Annotated in this window: 15 protein-coding genes; 13 read left to right on the forward strand and 2 right to left on the reverse strand. The window is 70.4% G+C overall.

Going from position 1 to position 15900, the window contains the following annotated elements:
• Nucleotides 1-70: 70 nt before the first annotated feature.
• Nucleotides 71-2221 carry a glutamine synthetase III family protein gene (locus OJ997_RS11275; protein ID WP_270025190.1) on the reverse strand — a complete coding sequence of 717 codons (2151 nt, stop codon included), beginning with the start codon at nucleotides 2219-2221 and terminating at the stop codon, nucleotides 71-73.
• 128 nt (nucleotides 2222-2349) lie between these two features.
• Between OJ997_RS11275 and OJ997_RS11280 the strand changes: the two genes are divergently transcribed.
• The 7 genes from OJ997_RS11280 to OJ997_RS11310 all read left to right on the forward strand — a co-directional run bounded on the left by OJ997_RS11280 (nucleotide 2350) and on the right by OJ997_RS11310 (nucleotide 9316).
• Nucleotides 2350-3084, forward strand: a complete 735-nt coding sequence (locus OJ997_RS11280; protein ID WP_270025191.1) for a CHASE3 domain-containing protein — start codon at nucleotides 2350-2352, stop codon at nucleotides 3082-3084.
• The gene (locus OJ997_RS11285; protein WP_270025192.1) at nucleotides 3081-4670 is read left to right on the forward strand and encodes a SpoIIE family protein phosphatase; all 1590 of its coding nucleotides are present in this window, start codon (nucleotides 3081-3083) and stop codon (nucleotides 4668-4670) included. The genes OJ997_RS11280 and OJ997_RS11285 overlap by 4 nt, the downstream gene beginning before the upstream one ends.
• A 199-nt stretch (nucleotides 4671-4869) precedes the next feature.
• Nucleotides 4870-6249 carry an ammonium transporter gene (locus OJ997_RS11290; RefSeq protein ID WP_270025193.1) on the forward strand — a complete coding sequence of 460 codons (1380 nt, stop codon included), beginning with the start codon at nucleotides 4870-4872 and terminating at the stop codon, nucleotides 6247-6249.
• Complete coding sequence (locus tag OJ997_RS11295; protein ID WP_270025194.1) at nucleotides 6246-6617, forward strand: P-II family nitrogen regulator; 372 nt, start codon at nucleotides 6246-6248, stop codon at nucleotides 6615-6617. The genes OJ997_RS11290 and OJ997_RS11295 overlap by 4 nt, the downstream gene beginning before the upstream one ends.
• Before the next feature lie 85 nt (nucleotides 6618-6702).
• Nucleotides 6703-7896, forward strand: coding sequence for a PucR family transcriptional regulator (locus OJ997_RS11300; RefSeq protein ID WP_270025195.1), 1194 nt, complete (start codon nucleotides 6703-6705; stop codon nucleotides 7894-7896).
• A 384-nt stretch (nucleotides 7897-8280) separates the two neighbouring features.
• Nucleotides 8281-9057: a calcium-binding protein gene (locus OJ997_RS11305; protein ID WP_270025196.1), complete on the forward strand. Its 777-nt coding sequence runs from the start codon at nucleotides 8281-8283 to the stop codon at nucleotides 9055-9057.
• Between the two features lie 55 nt (nucleotides 9058-9112).
• Nucleotides 9113-9316, forward strand: a complete 204-nt coding sequence (locus OJ997_RS11310) for a cold-shock protein (protein WP_270025197.1) — start codon at nucleotides 9113-9115, stop codon at nucleotides 9314-9316.
• Here OJ997_RS11310 and OJ997_RS11315 read toward each other — a convergent pair.
• Nucleotides 9313-9918, reverse strand: a complete 606-nt coding sequence (locus OJ997_RS11315; RefSeq protein WP_270025198.1) for a hypothetical protein — start codon at nucleotides 9916-9918, stop codon at nucleotides 9313-9315. The genes OJ997_RS11310 and OJ997_RS11315 overlap by 4 nt on opposite strands.
• Before the next feature lie 42 nt (nucleotides 9919-9960).
• On the opposite strand from OJ997_RS11315, the gene OJ997_RS11320 reads away from it, so the two are divergent.
• From OJ997_RS11320 to OJ997_RS11345, 6 genes are all read left to right on the forward strand, one after another.
• Nucleotides 9961-10506, forward strand: a complete 546-nt coding sequence (locus OJ997_RS11320; RefSeq protein ID WP_270025199.1) for a GNAT family N-acetyltransferase — start codon at nucleotides 9961-9963, stop codon at nucleotides 10504-10506.
• Nucleotides 10507-10661: 155 nt separating this feature from the next.
• Complete coding sequence (locus OJ997_RS11325) at nucleotides 10662-11402, forward strand: MlaE family ABC transporter permease (protein ID WP_270025200.1); 741 nt, start codon at nucleotides 10662-10664, stop codon at nucleotides 11400-11402.
• Nucleotides 11403-11439: 37 nt separating this feature from the next.
• On the forward strand, nucleotides 11440-12237 hold the full coding sequence (locus OJ997_RS11330) for an ABC transporter permease (RefSeq protein WP_270025201.1): 798 nt from the start codon (nucleotides 11440-11442) through the stop codon (nucleotides 12235-12237).
• 5 nt (nucleotides 12238-12242) lie between these two features.
• Entirely contained in the window at nucleotides 12243-13061 is an 819-nt protein-coding gene (locus tag OJ997_RS11335; RefSeq protein WP_270025202.1) for an ABC transporter ATP-binding protein, read from the forward strand.
• A 9-nt stretch (nucleotides 13062-13070) separates the two neighbouring features.
• Nucleotides 13071-14417: an MlaD family protein gene (locus tag OJ997_RS11340; protein ID WP_270025203.1), complete on the forward strand. Its 1347-nt coding sequence runs from the start codon at nucleotides 13071-13073 to the stop codon at nucleotides 14415-14417.
• On the forward strand, nucleotides 14414-15900 hold a 1487-nt coding region (locus OJ997_RS11345; RefSeq protein WP_270025204.1), incomplete at its 3' end, for an MlaD family protein. The genes OJ997_RS11340 and OJ997_RS11345, both read left to right, overlap by 4 nt.

Here is a 15900-nt window from a genome sequence, read left to right on the forward strand (position 1 = left end):
CCGAACTCCCGGAAACACCGAGGGCCCGCGCGATGGCGGGCCCTCGGGAACAGCTGGTGGAGCGCCTCGACTACTTGATGAAGAGGATCTCCGAGTACTTCGGGAGCGGCCAGAGGTCGTCCGGGACGATCTTCTCGAGCTTGTCGGCGACCTCGCGGACCGCGTTCATGGCCGGGAGGACGGTGCCCTGGACGTACTTGGCCTCCTCGAGGCCCTCGCCGCCTTCGGGGTGGTCGCGGTTGGCGGTCTCGAGCGCGAAGATCGCGTCGATGAACGCGTCGACGAGGCTGGAGGTCTCGGCGACGAGCTTCTCGACGCCGACCTCCTTGAGGGTCCCGAGCCAGCGGACGGCGGCCGGGAGGAGCGACGTGCGCGCGATCGCGGCGGCGGTCTCGCCCTCGATGTTGATCGTCGTCACGTACTGCTCGACGGCGACCTCGAAGCGGGCCTCGAGCTCACGCTCGGAGAGCACGTTGTACTTGGAGAACACCGAGACGGTGCTCTCCTCGACGAGCCACGGCAGCGCGTCGGGGGACTGGCGCAGGTTGATGAGGCCACGGGCCTCGGCCTCGGCGTGCCAGTCGTCGGAGTAGCCGTCGCCGGAGAAGACGATGCGCTTGTTGTCGCTCCACGTCTGCTTGACGATCGCGAGCACGGCCTCCTCGATCGAGGTGCCGCCCGAGGTGGCCTCCTCGAGGAGGTCGGCGAGCTGGTCGATGGCCTGCGCGGCGATCGTGTTGAGGATCGTGTTCGGCATGCCGAGCGACATCGACGAGCCGAGCGCGCGGAACTCGAACTTGTTGCCGGTGAAGGCGAACGGCGAGGTGCGGTTGCGGTCGCCGCCGTGCAGCGGCAGGCGCGGCAGCACCGAGGCGCCCATCTCGAGGTAGGCCTGCGGCGTGGCGGCGTCGCCCGAGCCGCTCTCGATCGCACCGAAGGCCTTCTCCAGCTCGGCGCCGAGGAAGATCGAGATGATCGCCGGGGGCGCCTCGTTGGCGCCCAGGCGGTGATCCTGGCCGGCGTTGGCGACCGACGCGCGCAGCAGCGCCTGGTGCGCGTTGACGGCCTTCAGCACGGCGCTGCAGAAGAACAGGAACAGCAGGTTCTCGTGCGGCGTGTCGCCCGGATCGAGCAGGTTGATGCCCGTGTCCGTGCCCATCGACCAGTTGTTGTGCTTGCCCGAGCCGTTGATGCCGGCGAACGGCTTCTCGTGCAGCAGGCAGACGAGGCCGTAGCGGCGGGCGACGTTCTGCAGCACCTGCATGGTGATCTGCTGGTGGTCGGCGCCGATGTTCGAGTTCTCGAAGATCGGGGCGACCTCGTACTGCGCCGGGGCGACCTCGTTGTGGCGGGTCTTGATCGGCACGCCGAGCTTCGCCAGCTCCTGCTCGACCTCGAGCATGTAGGCGAGCACGCGCTCCGGGATCGAGCCGAAGTAGTGGTCGTCGAGCTCCTGGCCCTTCGGCGGCTTGGCGCCGAACAGCGTGCGGCCCGTCGTCAGCAGGTCGGGGCGCTCGAAGTAGTACTGCTCGTCGATCAGGAAGTACTCCTGCTCGGCGCCGACCGTCGTGAAGACGTGCTCGGCGGTCTCCCCGAGCAGGCCGAGGGCGCGGATGGCGCTGCGCGAGAGCGCGTCCATCGAGCGCAGCAGCGGGATCTTGTTGTCCAGCGCCTCACCGCTCCACGAGGTGAAGGCGGTCGGGATGCAGAGCAGCGCGCCGTTCGGGTTCTCGAGGATGAACGCGGGCGAGGACGGGTCCCAGGCGGTGTAGCCGCGGGCCTCGAACGTCGAGCGGATGCCGCCGGACGGGAACGAGGACGCGTCCGGCTCGCCCTGGATGAGCTCCTTGCCGGAGAACTCGGCGATCGCGTTGCCGTCGCCGGTCGGGCCGTAGAACGAGTCGTGCTTCTCGGCGGTGGAGCCGGTCAGCGGCTGGAACCAGTGCGTGTAGTGCGTCGCGCCGCGCTCCATCGCCCACTCGCGCATGGCCGAGGCCACGGCGTCGGCGAGCGCCGGCTCGAGCGGGTTGCCCTTGGCGACCGTCGCCTCGAGCTGGCGGAAGACCGCCTTCGGCAGCCGCTGGCGCTGGACGGCGATCGAGAAGACGTTCGCTCCGTAGACGTTGGCGCTGGGCTGGGTCAGGTCCGCCTGGCCGAGAGCGCCGCCGTTCGGGCTCCACTGAGCGGCGGCGACGTTTGGCGTGCGGGAATGGGTCGGCATGTCGGGCGTGGTCCTCCTCAGGATCGAGACAGCGGCTCTTAACCTAGGCGCACGCGAGGCATGACTCTTTGTCCACGTGTCCAAATCGAGCTGTGCCCGCTTCGCCTCACGCCATAGACTCGCGGCCGATGCGGCGACCTTGGGGGTTGCGATTCCGCGTGCTGGCCGCGGCGGGAACGATCGCGGTGGTCGCCGCGGTCACCTTCGGCCTGCTCCTGAACGCGCTGCTCGCGCAGAACCGCGCGGCGGCTCCCGCGCGCGCCGTGACGGAGGCGCGCAACGCGATCGGCGACGTGCAGCGGCTCTCTCAGGACCTCGAGACCGGGGCGCGCGGCTACCTGCTCACCCAGGAGGAGACGTTCCTGGACCCCTACGACGCCGCGCGGCGTGAGCTGCCGGCCGTGCTGCGCCGGCTCGCGGCGGTCCGGGCGACGGGCGCGCAGCGCAGGCGGATCGACCAGCTGCGCGGCCAGCTGGACGCGTACACGGCGTTCCTCGCGGACGTGGTCGCGCGCGGGGACAACAGCGCGCCCACGGCGGTCGACGGCCGGCAGCGCTTCGACGCGGTCCGCAAGAGCCTCGCCGACCTCGACGCCGCCGAGCGTGAGGAGCTGCTGCGCCGCCGCGCGCAGAGCGCCGACCTGCGCGAGCGCTCGATCATCACCGCCAGCATCGGCTTCGCGGTCCTGCTGGGGCTGATCGGCCTGATCTCCTACGGCGCGGTGCGCGCGGTCGTGATCCCCGTCGGCCGCCTGCAGCGGTTCGCGCGCGCCCTCGGCGCCCGCCGCTACGGCGCGCGCTGCCGGAGTCCGGCCCGCCCGAGACCGTCGAGCTCGCGCAGGCCTTCAACGCCACGGCCGTGAGCCTGGAGGCGGCGGAGTCCGAGCTGCGCCGGATCGGCGAGCGTCACCTGGCCGAGCTGGACGCCGTGTTCCGCGAGGCGCCGCTCGGGCTCGCGTTCGTCGACCGCGAGCTGCGCTACCTGCGCGTCAACGACGCGCTCGCCCGGATGAACCGCCGGCCCGCGGCCGAGCACATCGGCGAGCGCGTCTCGCACCCGGACGCGGTCGCCGCGCTCGAGCGCGTCCTCGCCACCGGGAGGCCGGTGCTGGACGTGGAGGTGGCCGTCGAGGGACGGCGCTTCGAGGCCAGCTACTTCCCGGTCCGGGCGGGTGGCGACGATCCGGTGGCGGTCGGCGCCGCGGTGTCGGACATCGAGGCCCGCCGGCGTGCCGAGGAGGCCCGCGAGCGTCTGCAGCACGCCACCGCCGCGCTCGCCGCCACCGTCACCGTCGACGACGTCGGCCAGGCGACCGCCAACGAGGCCCGCCGGGCGAGCGAGGCGGCGAGCGCCGCCGTGATGCTGCTGGACGGCGAGCAGCTCGCGCTGCTGCGCCACCGCGGCCTGTCCGCGGCCGACGAGGTCCGGTGGGCGACCGTGCAACTGCACGCGCGGCTGCCGGTGACGGAGGCCGTGACGCTCGGCAAGCCCGTCTACGCGGGCGGGCGCCACGACATCGAGCGGCGCTGGCCGCAGCTCGACGACGACGCCCCGCAGGCGCTCGCGGTGCTGCCGCTCACGGATGCCTCGGGCGTCGTGATGGCGGTGATCGGGCTGGCGTTCGACCGCCCGATGCGGTTCGACACCGGCGAACGCGCGCTGCTGGAGGCGCTCGCCACGCAGTGCGCCGTCGCGCTCGCCCGCGCGCAGCTCTACGAGCGCGAGCACACGGTCGCGCAGACGCTCCAGGCGTCGCTGCTGCCGCGCGAGGTGCCGAAGATCCCCGGGCTCGACCTCGACGCGCGCCTGAACGCCGGGGCGCCCGGGATCGAGGTCGGCGGCGACTTCTACGACGCGTTCGCGATCGCGAAGGGCACGTGGGGGATCGCGATCGGCGATGTGTGCGGCAAGGGCGTCGACGCCGCCGCGCTGACCGCGCTCGCGCGCCACACCGTGCGCGCCGCGGCCGCGCAGGGGCTCGCGCCGAGCGCCGTGCTGACCGCGCTCAACGGCGCCGTGCTCGCCGAGGGGCGCCCGGGGCAGTTCCTGACCGCGATCTTCGCGCGCGTGACGGCGCGCGAGGGCGGGGGCTTCACCTTGACCGTCGCGTGCGGCGGGCACCCGCCGCCGGTCGTGCTGTCCGCGTCCGGGGCGACGAAGCCGCTCGACGTCAAGGGCACGCTGCTCGGCGTGCTCGACGACCCGCACGTGCAGGACGTGCAGCTCGACCTCGAGCGCGGCGACACCTTCCTGCTCTACACGGACGGCCTGACCGAGGCGGGCGCACCGGCGGTGACGTTGAGCACAGAAGAGGTCGCGGACCTGCTGCGCGCCGTCCGTACGCCCACCGCGGCCGAGACCGCCGAGCACTGCCTGGAGGCCGCGGTTCGCGCCGGGGGCGGGGTCGCGCGCGATGACGTCGCCGTCCTCGTTGGACAGGTCGTATAGATGGCTATCGACCGTCGGGAGAAGTGCGGCGAACGAATCTTCGACACGGGGACAATGTCGGTTTAGGGCTCAGCGCGGAGACTGCTCGTCGATGCTGTTCCACAGAGGAGGATCGATGCGTAGTACCCGTTGGGCGACCGGTATGGGGGCCGGGCTGCTCGCACTACTGGCCGTGCCCGCGGTAGCGATGGCAGACGGCATGACGCAGGGCCTGGCCGGCGACGGCAAGCTGCCGATCGAAGTCGGCATCAACTCGATCTGGGTGATGGTTGCGGCCGTCCTCGTGATGTTCATGCAGGCGGGCTTCGCCTTCCTGGAGATCGGGTTCTCCCGCGGCAAGAACGCGGGCACGATCATCGCGAAGATCCTGGTGAACTTCTCGATCGCCGCGATCTGCTTCTGGGCCGTTGGTTTCGCCTTCGCGTTCGGTGACGGAGGGTCACTGATCGGCACGAGCGGCTTCTTCGTGGCCGGCGAGAACGCCAGCGCCTCGTTCCCGCTCATCAACGTGGCCGAAGGCACGGTCACGGTCGAGACGCTGTTCTTCTTCCAGTTCGTCTTCTGCGCCGTGTCGCTGGCGATCGTCTGGGGCACCACGCTCGAGCGCGTCAAGTTCGGCGTGTACGTGATCTACGCGATCGTGTTCTCGTCGCTCATCTACCCGATCGGCGCGCACTGGATCTGGGGCGGCGGCTGGGTCGCCGAGCAGTTCAACATCCAGGACTTCGCGGGCTCCACGGTGGTCCACCTGATCGGTGCGACCGGCGGCCTCGCGGTGCTGCTCCTGCTCGGCGCTCGCCGTGGCAAGTACGGCAACGACGGCAAGCCGCGCGCCATCCCGGGCCACAGCATGCCGCTGTTCGGCCTCGGCGTGCTGATCCTGTGGCTCGGCTGGTTCGGCTTCAACCCGGGCTCGACCCTGGGCGCGCTGGACGGTCGGTTCCCGGAGATCGCCGCGGTCACGAACCTCGCCGCCGCCGGTGGCGTGCTCGCCGCGGTCGCGATCATGTGGCTGAAGGTCAAGAAGATCGACATCGGCATGGCCGGCAACGGCGCGATCGGCGGCCTGGTCGCCATCACCGCCCCGTCGGGCTTCGTGGAGCTGTGGGCGGCGCCGATCATCGGCCTCGTGGCTGGCGGCATCGTGGTCTACGGCATCCTCGCGATCGACAAGTGGATCGACGACCCGGTGGGCGCGCTCTCCGCGCACGGCCTGGCCGGCATCTGGGGCACGCTCGCCTGCGGTCTGTTCACCTCCCCGCGCCTCGCGGCGGTCGGTGACCCGGGCCTGTTCTACTCGGGCGACCCGGGCCAGCTGTTCAACCAGGCGGTCGGTGTCGTCGTCGCCTTCGTCTTCGTCTTCTCGGCCTCCTTCGTCACCTTCTGGCTGATCAAGAAGACCTACGGCCTCCGCGTTACGGCCGAGGAAGAGGAAGCGGGTCTGGACATTTCGGAGCACGGCATGTACGGGTATCCGGAGCAGTTCATCCCGGCCCCGGAGCTCGTGGGTTACTCGCCGGCCGCTTCGCCGGCGGGCGCCGCGTCTCCGAAGGCCACGACCCGTGAGGTTCCCGCGTGAAAAAGATCGAGGCGTACATCCGACATGAGGCGTTCGAGCCGATCCGGCTCGAGCTCCTCGAGCTCGGGTTCCCGTCCCTGACGATCTCGGAAGTGAAGGGCTCCGGGCGTCAGAAGGGCATCACCGAGCGCTACCGCGGTGCGGAGCTGACCAACTGGCTGCGGCCGAAGGTCAAGCTCGAGTGCGTCGTGGCCAGCGGCGACGTCCAGACGGTCGTCGACGCGATCCTCAAGCACGCTCGCACCGGCTCGATCGGCGACGGCAAGGTGTTCGTCCTGCCCGTCGAGGAGGCCTACCGGATTCGCACTGGCGAGTCCGGCGAAGAGACCCTGCAGGCCCACCCGGGCGTCGCGCAGCCGGCGTCCTAGCGGGCGCTGATCTAAGAGACGGCGGACTTGCGCGGGGCGGCTCCAGAGCCGCCCCGCGTGCGAAGGAGGCGTATTGAACGTGGCGATGGAGGCCCCCAACGAAGATCGCGGGGCCACCGTGATGGAGCGGGTCAGGGCGATCCACCTGCGCATGGTTGACGCCGTGCTCAGCGGTGACGGTCTCGAGGGTGTCGCGACGCTTGCGGCCGGCGAGACCGGCGGCGTGGTGGCGATCGTGGTCCCGCGCCTTGGTGCGGCGGCCGCGTCGGGTCCGGTGGCCGAGCTGCCGGCGCTACGGCGGTACGTGGGTGAGCGGGCGCGCAACCGTGCGGCGGCCGTGCCACCCGGGATCCTGGCCGAAGTGCCGATCGTCTCCGGTGACGAGCAGCTCGGCGCGGTCCTGCTGCTCGGCGAGGAGGCCCCCGCGCCCGAGGCGATGGAGTTCCTGCACGTCGCGGCGGTGGCCTGCCTGACGGAGGTCGCGGTCGAAGAGGCCCGGCTGGAGGTCGAGCAGAACCTGCGCGGGTCCTTCCTGGAGGAGCTGCGCGGACGCGACGACATCGAACCCGACGAGGTGCTGCGGCGGGCAGCGCGTCTGGGCTGTGATCTTTCCAAGGGCGCAGTCGCCCTGTGCGCGGAGCTGTCCTCGGACCGCCCGCGGCACGTCGTGGCCACGATCGCCGGGGAGCATCCCGGCGCGCTGGCCCAGCACATGGACGGCGGTGGCGGTTCCGGCCGCGTCTATGCGCTCCTGCCGGCGGTCGGCGGCGCGGACGCGTCGGCGACGTTGGCGGCGGCACGCCGCCTGGCGGCGCGGTTGCAGCGCCACGGCACGGTCGGCGTGTCGTCGTTCTACGCGGACGTGGCGGACCTGGGGCGCGCGATCCAGGAAGCGGAGCTCGTGCTCGACGTGCTCCGCCGCTCGGACGTCCCGATCGACGAGGACATCGGCACCGGCACCTACCGGCTGCTGTTCCGCGTGCTTGCCTCGCACCCCGAAGAGGTGCGGTCGTTCTACGAGGACACCGTCGCGCCGCTGGTCGCCTACGACGGCCAGTACTCGACGGACCTGGTGGGCACGTTGTCGGCCTACCTGGAGCGCAACTGCAACATGAACGCGACCGCTTCGGCGATCTACGCGCACCGGCACACGGTGGCCTACCGCCTGGAGCGGGTGAAGGAGCTGACGGGGCTGGACCCGCTGCTGTCCGAGGACCGCGAGCGGCTGGGCCTGGGCCTGAAGGCCTACCGCATCATCGCTCCTCGTCTGCACCGCTAGCGAGGGCCGGTTTCGCAGGGGGTGCCGCAATCTCGTCACGCCCCTAGTGACGAGATTGCTGCACCCCCTCGATCACGCCGTTCGAGGGGAGTGCAGCAACTGACCGCCGACAGGTGGCGCCCAATTGCGGCACCCCCTCCACGAACGGTCACGGTTGGTCCTTCGTGATCGAGTCGAGGTGAACGCCTGAGCGTTCACTCAGTGAGGGGAACCCTCCTCACCTGCCCACACCACGCCCGCCGCGAAGGGTCAAGCAATTCCTGACGACCGCGTCGAAAACCTCGGCGTCCCGGGCATGAATTGCTTGACGCGGCGCCCGTGGGTGTGGTCAGCCGTTGCCGTTACCCACGCTGCCCGCAACACCACGCGCCATCCTGGGTTCTAATGCCCGTGACTGGATGGATGGCGGCCGCGGCCGCGACGCTTGCCCTTGCCGCGCCCGCGACGATCGAGGGCACGGATCTCACGGACTTCCTGAAGGGCACGCCGGCCGCCGATCAGGTGCTTGCCAAGGGCGGGGACGACATCGTCTTCGGGCTCGGGGACGACGATCGGATCGACGGCGGGCCGGGGCGGGACGTGCTGCACGGCGACGGGGTGTGCCCGCCCGGCGCGGAGCGGCCCGACGCGTGCACGGACGACGACGACCGCACGGGTGGGGACGACACGCTGCGCGGTGGGGACGGGGACGACGTCCTGCTCGGCGGGCGCGGGAACGACGTGCTCGAGGGCGGCGCCGGGGTCGACTCGCTTTCGGCGGACGCCGGCAACGACCGCGTGGACGGTGGGGACGGCGACGACGAGGTCGACGGCGGGACCGGGCTGGACCGGATCGAGGGCGGTGCCGGGGACGACTGGATCGCGACCGGGGCGGGGTCGGACACGATCGACGGCGGGGCGGGCGACGATCTGATCGCGACGGAGTCCGGGAACGACCGGATCGACGGCGGATCGGGCGACGATCAGATCGAGTCGGCGTCCGGCCGGGACCGGATCGACGGGGGCTCAGGCCGGGACGACATCGCGTCCGGACCGGGGAACGACACGATCGATGTGCGCGACGGCGTGCGGGACACGGTCGACTGCGGATCCGGTCGCGACACGGTCCGAGCAGACCGTCGTGACAAATTGGTGAGCTGCGAGCGTGTAAACAGACGCTGACACGCCCAATCATGGTACCTTCACGCGCTCGCTAACCAAGTATGGAGAACGGCCCGTGGCTACTGGCACCGTGAAGTGGTTCAACGACGACAAGGGATTCGGATTCATCACGCCTGATGACTCCGGTGCCGACCACTTCGTGCATCACTCGGGGATCAACTCCGACGGTTTTCGCACGCTTCGTGAAGGCGCGCGTGTGAGCTTCGACTCCGAGCCTGGGCCGAAGGGCCCGAAGGCCGTCAACGTCACCGCCGTCTAGTCGGAGCCGAGCGTCGAGCCCGGCTCGACGCCGCGCTCGACCTCCCCGTCTTCGCCCACCCGGGCGGGGACGGGATCGCCGGAGATCACGACCGTGAAGCTTCCGGCGGTGTCGCCCTCGGCGGCGCGCGCCTTGCCGGTCAAGCCGGGTGAGACGCGGTAGGAGATGTCGTACGTGCCGGCCCTGGCCGGCACGAGCTTCCAGACGAGCTCCTTCTCGCGCCCCGGGCCGAGCGTGCCGGCCAGCCACGTGTTCACGTAGGCGGTCTCGCCGCCCTTGGGACCCTCGTCGAGCACCCACACCGGGCGCCCGGCGTCCGCGAGCCCCGCGCCGCGCTTGTTCTGGCCGAACGCCAGCGCCGCATCGGAGCCCCGCGGCTTGGTCTCCACGGTCACCGCCACGTTGCGCAGCGACTCGTCGGACTCGCTGTTGCGCACCTTGACCTTGAGCTCGACGTTCTCGGCGACGTGCTGACGAGCAGGGAACGACGCGTCGACGACCTCGACCTTGAACTCGCCGGACGGCTCGTCCGCGTCCTGGCGCGCGTCACCGCCACAGCCGGCCACGACGAGGACAGCGAGGATCGGCAGCGCGCGGCGCATCACGAGGCGGAAGCTACCACCGCCCATTAGGCTCGCGCCGCAGTGCCCAGCCTTCCGATCCCCGAGGGTCTCGCGCGCGAGGACGTCGCGCTGCGCCGACTGCGTGCCCGCGACGCGGCGCCGTTCGCGCAGGCCTTCCGCGAGGACCCGCGGCTGGGTGTGCTGATCGGCGCCGACGAGGACCCGACGGAGAACGGGGTGCGTCGCTTCATCGCGCGGCAACCCGGCCTGCGAGCCCGTGGCGAGTTCCTCGGCCTCGCGGTGACGGACTCCAGCCGCCGCCCGTTCCTCGGCCACGTGATGCTCCACACGCTCGCGTGGCGGCACAAGCGCGCCGAGGTCGGGTACTGGCTCGTGCCGGCCGCGCGCGGGCACCGGATCGGCCACACGGCGGTCTCCCTCCTGGTCGACTGGGCGTTCGAGACCCTCGAGCTGGACCGGATCGAGATCACCACCACCCCTGACAACGCGGCCGCCCGGGCGCTCGCCGAATCGCTCGGGTTCACGCAGGAGGGGGTGATGGTGGCCCGAAACTTGGAGCGTGGACGACGCGTCGATGTCGTCCTCCTGGCCCGACTACGCAAGTAACAAGGACGGTTCACGTTTGAGCCCGCGAGGGGCGGTGGCATAACCTTCGCGCCTTCACGCCGTTACGCGGCGTCAAAAAGAGGAGAGTTTTGGTTCGAGGCGCCGCCGATCGGCTGTTTCTGCCAGCGAAGGGACTGCTGGAAGAAGTAGGCGACATGATGATCCTGACCGGGAAGACGATCGTGTCTGCCCTCAGGCCGCCGTACCCGTACGGCGGAGAGTTCGTCCAGCAGTTCCTGTTCGCGCTGCGCCTGTGCTGGTTCCCCTTGATGGTGTCCACGATCGCGTTCGGATATGCGGCACCGGGTCTGCAGGCGTCCAACTTCCTGACGCTGTTCGGTGCCAACGACCGCCTCGGCGGCTTCTTCGTGCTGGCCTCGATCCGCGAGTTCGCGCCGTTCGTGACCGCGATCGTGCTCGCCGGCGTGGCCGGCACCGCGATCACGGCCGATCTCGGCGCGCGCAAGATCCGCGAGGAGCTGGACGCGCTCCAGGTGCTCGGCGTGGACCCGGTGAAGAACCTCGTCGTGCCGCGGTTCCTCGCGCTGATGCTCGTCACGGGCATGTTCGACGTGTTCGCGGTGCTGTTCGGCATCTTCGGCGGCCTCGTCGCCAACGGCGTCAACCAGCAGCCCGTCGGCCCGTTCTTCGCGAACCTGCTGACCAACGCGAGCATCCCGGACCTCTGGGGCAGCGTCCTGAAGTGCACGATGTTCGGGGCGATCATCGCCGTCGTCTGCTGTTACAAGGGCATGACGGCGAGCGGCGGCGCGGCGGGCGTCGGCCGCGCGGTCAACCAGGCGGTCGTGATCTCCACGCTCGGCGTCTTCGCCTTCAACTACGTCTTCACGCAGACGTTGCTGGCGACCAACCCGGAGATCATCAACCTGAAATGAACGTGCCGTCAGGTAAGACCTCAGCGACGGTGGCGCAATGAGCGGCTGGTTGGCGGTTCCCAAGGACTGGCTCGCCACCTTCGGCGAGATCGTCCGCTTCAGCGGGCGCGTCATGGGCGAGGTCTACGGCCTCAAGGTCTTCCGCTACTTCGGCGAGGCGCTGCGCCAGGCCGGCGTGCTGATCCTGTCCAGCACGCTCGTGATCTGGGGCCTGACGTTCATCATCGGCCTGCAGTGCGGCATCGAGGCCGCGTACTTCAACCGCGCGACCGGCGCCCCCGCCTACGCGGGCGTGTTCGCCGCCTGGTGCGACCTGCGCGAGCTGATCCCGTACGCGTTCGGCTACATGATGGCCGCGAAGGTCGGCACCGGCATCGTCGCCGAGCTGGGCTCGATGCGGATCTCCGACGAGATCGACGCGCTCGAGGTCATGGGCATCAGCAGCATCACCTTCCTGTGCGCCACGCGCCTGCTCGCGAGCTGGCTCGTGCTCCCGTTCGTCTACCTCGCGGGCATCGGGGCGGGCTTCCTCGCGTCGTATCTGGCGGTGGTCGAGCAGATCGGCGAGGTCTCGTCAGGCGGGTACGGGTTGATCTTCTGGATGTTCCAGAACCCACCGGACCTCTTATTCAGCTTGATAAAGGCGATGGTCATGGCCACCGCGATCGTGCTCGTCGGCTGCTTCTACGGCTACACGGCGAGCGGCGGCCCGGTGGGCGTGGGCACCGCGACGGCCAAGTCCATGGTCTTGAACATCGTGCTGGTCCACCTGATCGGCATGCTCGGCACCCAGGTGTTCTGGGGTGCGAATCCACGCGCACCGATCGGGGGGTGAGCCCAATGAGCACTGAGCAGCACGACGACGAGTACAAGTGGCACACCGGCAAGAAACGGCCCTCGGGCGTCGAGGACGCGGTCGAGTTCGTCGAGGTCCACAAGGCGTTCGGCCGCAACAAGATCCTGCGCGGCCTGAACATGGGGATCCCGAACGACAAGATCTCGATGATCCTCGGCCCGTCGGGCACGGGGAAGTCCGTATGTATCAAGCACATGGTCGGATTGCTCTATCCCGACGAGGGCGACGTTCTGGTTCACGGCGAGTCAGTGCCGGGCATGGTCGACGACGAGCTGTTCGAGATGCGGAAGAAATTCGGTGTCTTGTTCCAGGACGGCGCCCTCTTTGGTTCCATGAACCTGTGGGACAACGTCGCGTTCCCCCTGCGCCAGCACACGGACAAGGGCGAGGACGAGATCCAGGAGATCGTCAACAGCCGCCTGCGTGAGGTCGGCCTCGAGGGCTCCAGCGACAAGATGCCGAACGAGCTGTCCGGCGGGATGCGCAAGCGCGCCGGGTTCGCCCGCGCGCTCGTGCTGGACCCGGACATCGTGCTCTTCGACGAGCCGGACTCGGGCTTGGACCCGGTCCGCACCGCGCTGCTGTGCGAGCTCATCCAGGAGATCCACGACCAGAACGGCGGCGCCTACGTGGTCATCACCCACGACATCATGAGCGCCAAGCGCGTGGCCGAGTACATCGCCGTGCTGTGGAAGGGACGGATCGTGGAGTCCGGCCCCGCGGAGGAGCTCTTCGACTCCGACAACCAGTTCGTGCGCCAGTTCCTGTCGGGGGCCTCGCAAGGCCCGCTCGGGATGGAGTAGCGCGCGCTCGTGGCCCTCGCTCGCACGGCAGTCCTGCTCGGCGTCGCCCTCCTGGCGGCGCTGGCGGTCTACCTGTTCGCCTTCCGCGCGAGCGGCCAGGAGTACACGCTGATCTTCGACAACGCCGGCCAGCTGGTGAAGGGCGACAACGTCCAGATCGGCGGCCGCGCGGTCGGCACCGTGCGCGACATCCAGCTCACGGACAACAACCAGGCGGCGATCAAGGTCACCGTCGAGGAGCCGTACGCGCCGCTGCGCCAGGGCACCGAGGCCGTCATCCGGCTCACGTCGCTGTCGGGCATCGCGAACCGCTACGTCGCGATCTCGCCCGGCCCGGACGCGAGCCGCATCCTGCCCGCCGGCAGCACGATCAGCACCGCCAGCACGACCACCGCGGTCGACCTGGACGCGCTGTTCAACACGCTGGACCCGGACGCGCGCAAGGACCTGCAGAACCTGATCGCGGGCTTCAAGACGCAGCTGGACGGCAAGGGCGAGCAGGCCGCCGAGGCGACCGAGTACCTGAACCCGATGCTCTCCAGCGCGCGCCGACTGGTGAACGAGGCGACCGAGGACGAGGGCGCGCTGACGGAGCTCATCGTCAACTCCTCGCGCACGGTCACCGCGATCGCTGAGAAGCGCGACGACCTGTCCGCGCTCGTCGGCAACGCGAACGCCACCACCGGCGCGATCGCGGCCGAGAACCGCGCGCTGCAGGAGGCGCTGGCGCTGCTGCCGACCACGCTCCGGCGCGGCAACTCGACGCTCGTGAACCTGCGCTCGACGCTGGACGACCTGGACCCGCTCGTCGCGGACTCGAAGGTCGCGACGAAGGACCTCGCGCCGTTCCTGCGTGAGCTGCGCCCGCTCGTGCGCGACGCCAAGCCGACGGTGAACGACCTCTCCACGCTCGTCCGCCGGCCGGGCACCGACAACGACCTCGTCGAGGCCACGCGCAAGCTGCCGGGCTTCCAGCGCGTCGCGAGCCCCGCCCTGAAGAGCAACACGCAGGCCCTGCAGAAGGGCCAGCCCGTGCTCGAGTTCATCCGCCCGTACGTCCCGGAGCTCGTCGGCTGGTTCCGCGACTTCGGCGTCGGTGCCGCCAACTACGACGCCAACGGCCACTACGCGCGGATCCAGCCGATCTTCAACGCCTTCCAGGTGCACGACCTGCCGGTCGGCCCGCCGCAGCTCGTGCCGCTCCCGGTCGCGCAGCGCCTCGCGGGCCTGCAGACCGGCATGCTCAAGCGCTGCCCGGGCTCGGCGAGCCAGGCCCCGCCGGACGGCTCGGCGCCGTTCCGGGATTCCGGCGGCAACCTCGACTGCGACCCGACCCAGAGGCTGTCAGGCCCGTGATCCGGGTCATCGCCATCGGAGCGATCCTCGCCGCCGTCGTGGTCGGCGTCTTCCTGCTGGTCGCCGGCCAGGAGGACGAAAACGCCTACCGCGTGCGCGCGATCTTCGACAACGCCGGGTTCGTGATCCCGGGCGAGGACGTGAAGATCTCCGGCGTCAAGGTCGGCAAGATCCACTCGATCGACGTCACGCCGGACTTCAAGGCCGCCGTGGTGCTCGAGATCACCGAGCCGGGCTACGCGAGCTGGAAGCGCGACGCGAGCTGCATCGTGCGCCCGCAGAACCTGATCGGCGAGCGCTTCGTCGAGTGCAAGCCGACGCAGGTGCGCTCGGCCAACGCCCAGGCGCCGCCGGAGCTGGCGGAGATCAAGCGCGGTCCGGGCAAGGGCCAGCGGCTGCTGCCGGTCGAGAACACGACGCAGTCCGTGGACATCGACCTGATCGGCAACACGATGCGCGCGCCCGAGCGCGAGCGGCTGTCGCTGATCCTCAACGAGCTCGGCACGGGCCTCGCCGGGCGCGGCCGTGACCTCAACGACGTCATCCGGCGCGCGAACCCGGCGCTCAAGGAGACCGACGAGGTGCTGGAGATCCTCGCGCGCCAGAACACGGTGCTCGAGCAGCTCGCCGTGAACTCGGACACGATCCTCGCCCCGCTCGCGCGGGACCGCACCCGCGTGTCCGGCGCGATCCGCAACTCGAGCGAGGTCGCCAAGGCGACGGCCGAGCGGCGCGAGGCGCTGGCGGAGGACATCCAGACGCTGCCGGAGTTCCTGGACGAGTTCGAGCCGACGATGGAGGACCTCGGGTCGCTCGCGGACGAGTCGACGCCGGTGCTCAACGACCTCGGCGCCCGCGCGGAGGACATCAACAACATGGTCCGGCGGCTCGGCCCGTTCTCGGAGGCCGCGATCCCGGCGATCGACTCGCTCGGCGAAGCGGCCAAGACCGGCACGCCCGCGGTCACCGACGCGCGGCCCGTGATCGCCGACCTGCGCTCGCTGGCGAGCGCGATCAAGCCCGTCGGCACGAACCTGCGCGACGTCCTGGAGTCCTTCCGCGACACGGAAGGCATCCAGCGCCTGATGGACTACATCTTCTTCCAGACCACCGCGATCAACGGCTACGACGCGGTCGGCCACTACCTGCGTGCCGGGCTGCTGGTGAACGCGTGCACGACGTACGCGGTCCAGCCCGTCCCGGGCTGCTCGGCCAACTACCCGAAGACGACCGCGACCGCGTCCTCGGGCCCGCCGGTGACGAGCGAGGATCCGGTGCTGCGCGCCACGGCCGCCGCGATCGCCCGCGCCCTCGGCCAGCAGGTCGAAGCGGAGAAGCAGAAGGTTCAGAGCGGGCTCAGCGGCGCGAAGGGCGGCAAGGCGCCGGCGGGTGCGGCGCCGACAGCGCGCACGCGCGTCACGCCGCCCAGCGCGAGCCCGACGACCGTGCCTCCGGCCGCCGGCACGCCCGCGCCGGGCCCGGC

Origin of the sequence: Solirubrobacter phytolaccae, assembly GCF_027587195.1 — a bacterium.
GTDB classification, from domain to species: domain Bacteria; phylum Actinomycetota; class Thermoleophilia; order Solirubrobacterales; family Solirubrobacteraceae; genus Solirubrobacter; species Solirubrobacter phytolaccae.

Bases quoted from the DNA above. Each gene is read 5' to 3' on its own strand.
- OJ997_RS11275 (WP_270025190.1), bottom strand. From the start codon at position 2,221: ATGCCGACCCATTCCCGCACGCCAAACGTCGCCGCCGCTCAGTGGAGC.
- OJ997_RS11280 (WP_270025191.1), top strand. From the start codon at position 2,350: ATGCGGCGACCTTGGGGGTTGCGATTCCGCGTGCTGGCCGCGGCGGGA.
- OJ997_RS11290 (WP_270025193.1), top strand. From the start codon at position 4,870: ATGACGCAGGGCCTGGCCGGCGACGGCAAGCTGCCGATCGAAGTCGGC.
- OJ997_RS11300 (WP_270025195.1), top strand. From the start codon at position 6,703: ATGGAGGCCCCCAACGAAGATCGCGGGGCCACCGTGATGGAGCGGGTC.
- OJ997_RS11305 (WP_270025196.1), top strand. From the start codon at position 8,281: ATGCCCGTGACTGGATGGATGGCGGCCGCGGCCGCGACGCTTGCCCTT.
- OJ997_RS11315 (WP_270025198.1), bottom strand. From the start codon at position 9,918: ATGCGCCGCGCGCTGCCGATCCTCGCTGTCCTCGTCGTGGCCGGCTGT.
- OJ997_RS11325 (WP_270025200.1), top strand. From the start codon at position 10,662: ATGATGATCCTGACCGGGAAGACGATCGTGTCTGCCCTCAGGCCGCCG.
- OJ997_RS11330 (WP_270025201.1), top strand. From the start codon at position 11,440: ATGAGCGGCTGGTTGGCGGTTCCCAAGGACTGGCTCGCCACCTTCGGC.
- OJ997_RS11335 (WP_270025202.1), top strand. From the start codon at position 12,243: ATGAGCACTGAGCAGCACGACGACGAGTACAAGTGGCACACCGGCAAG.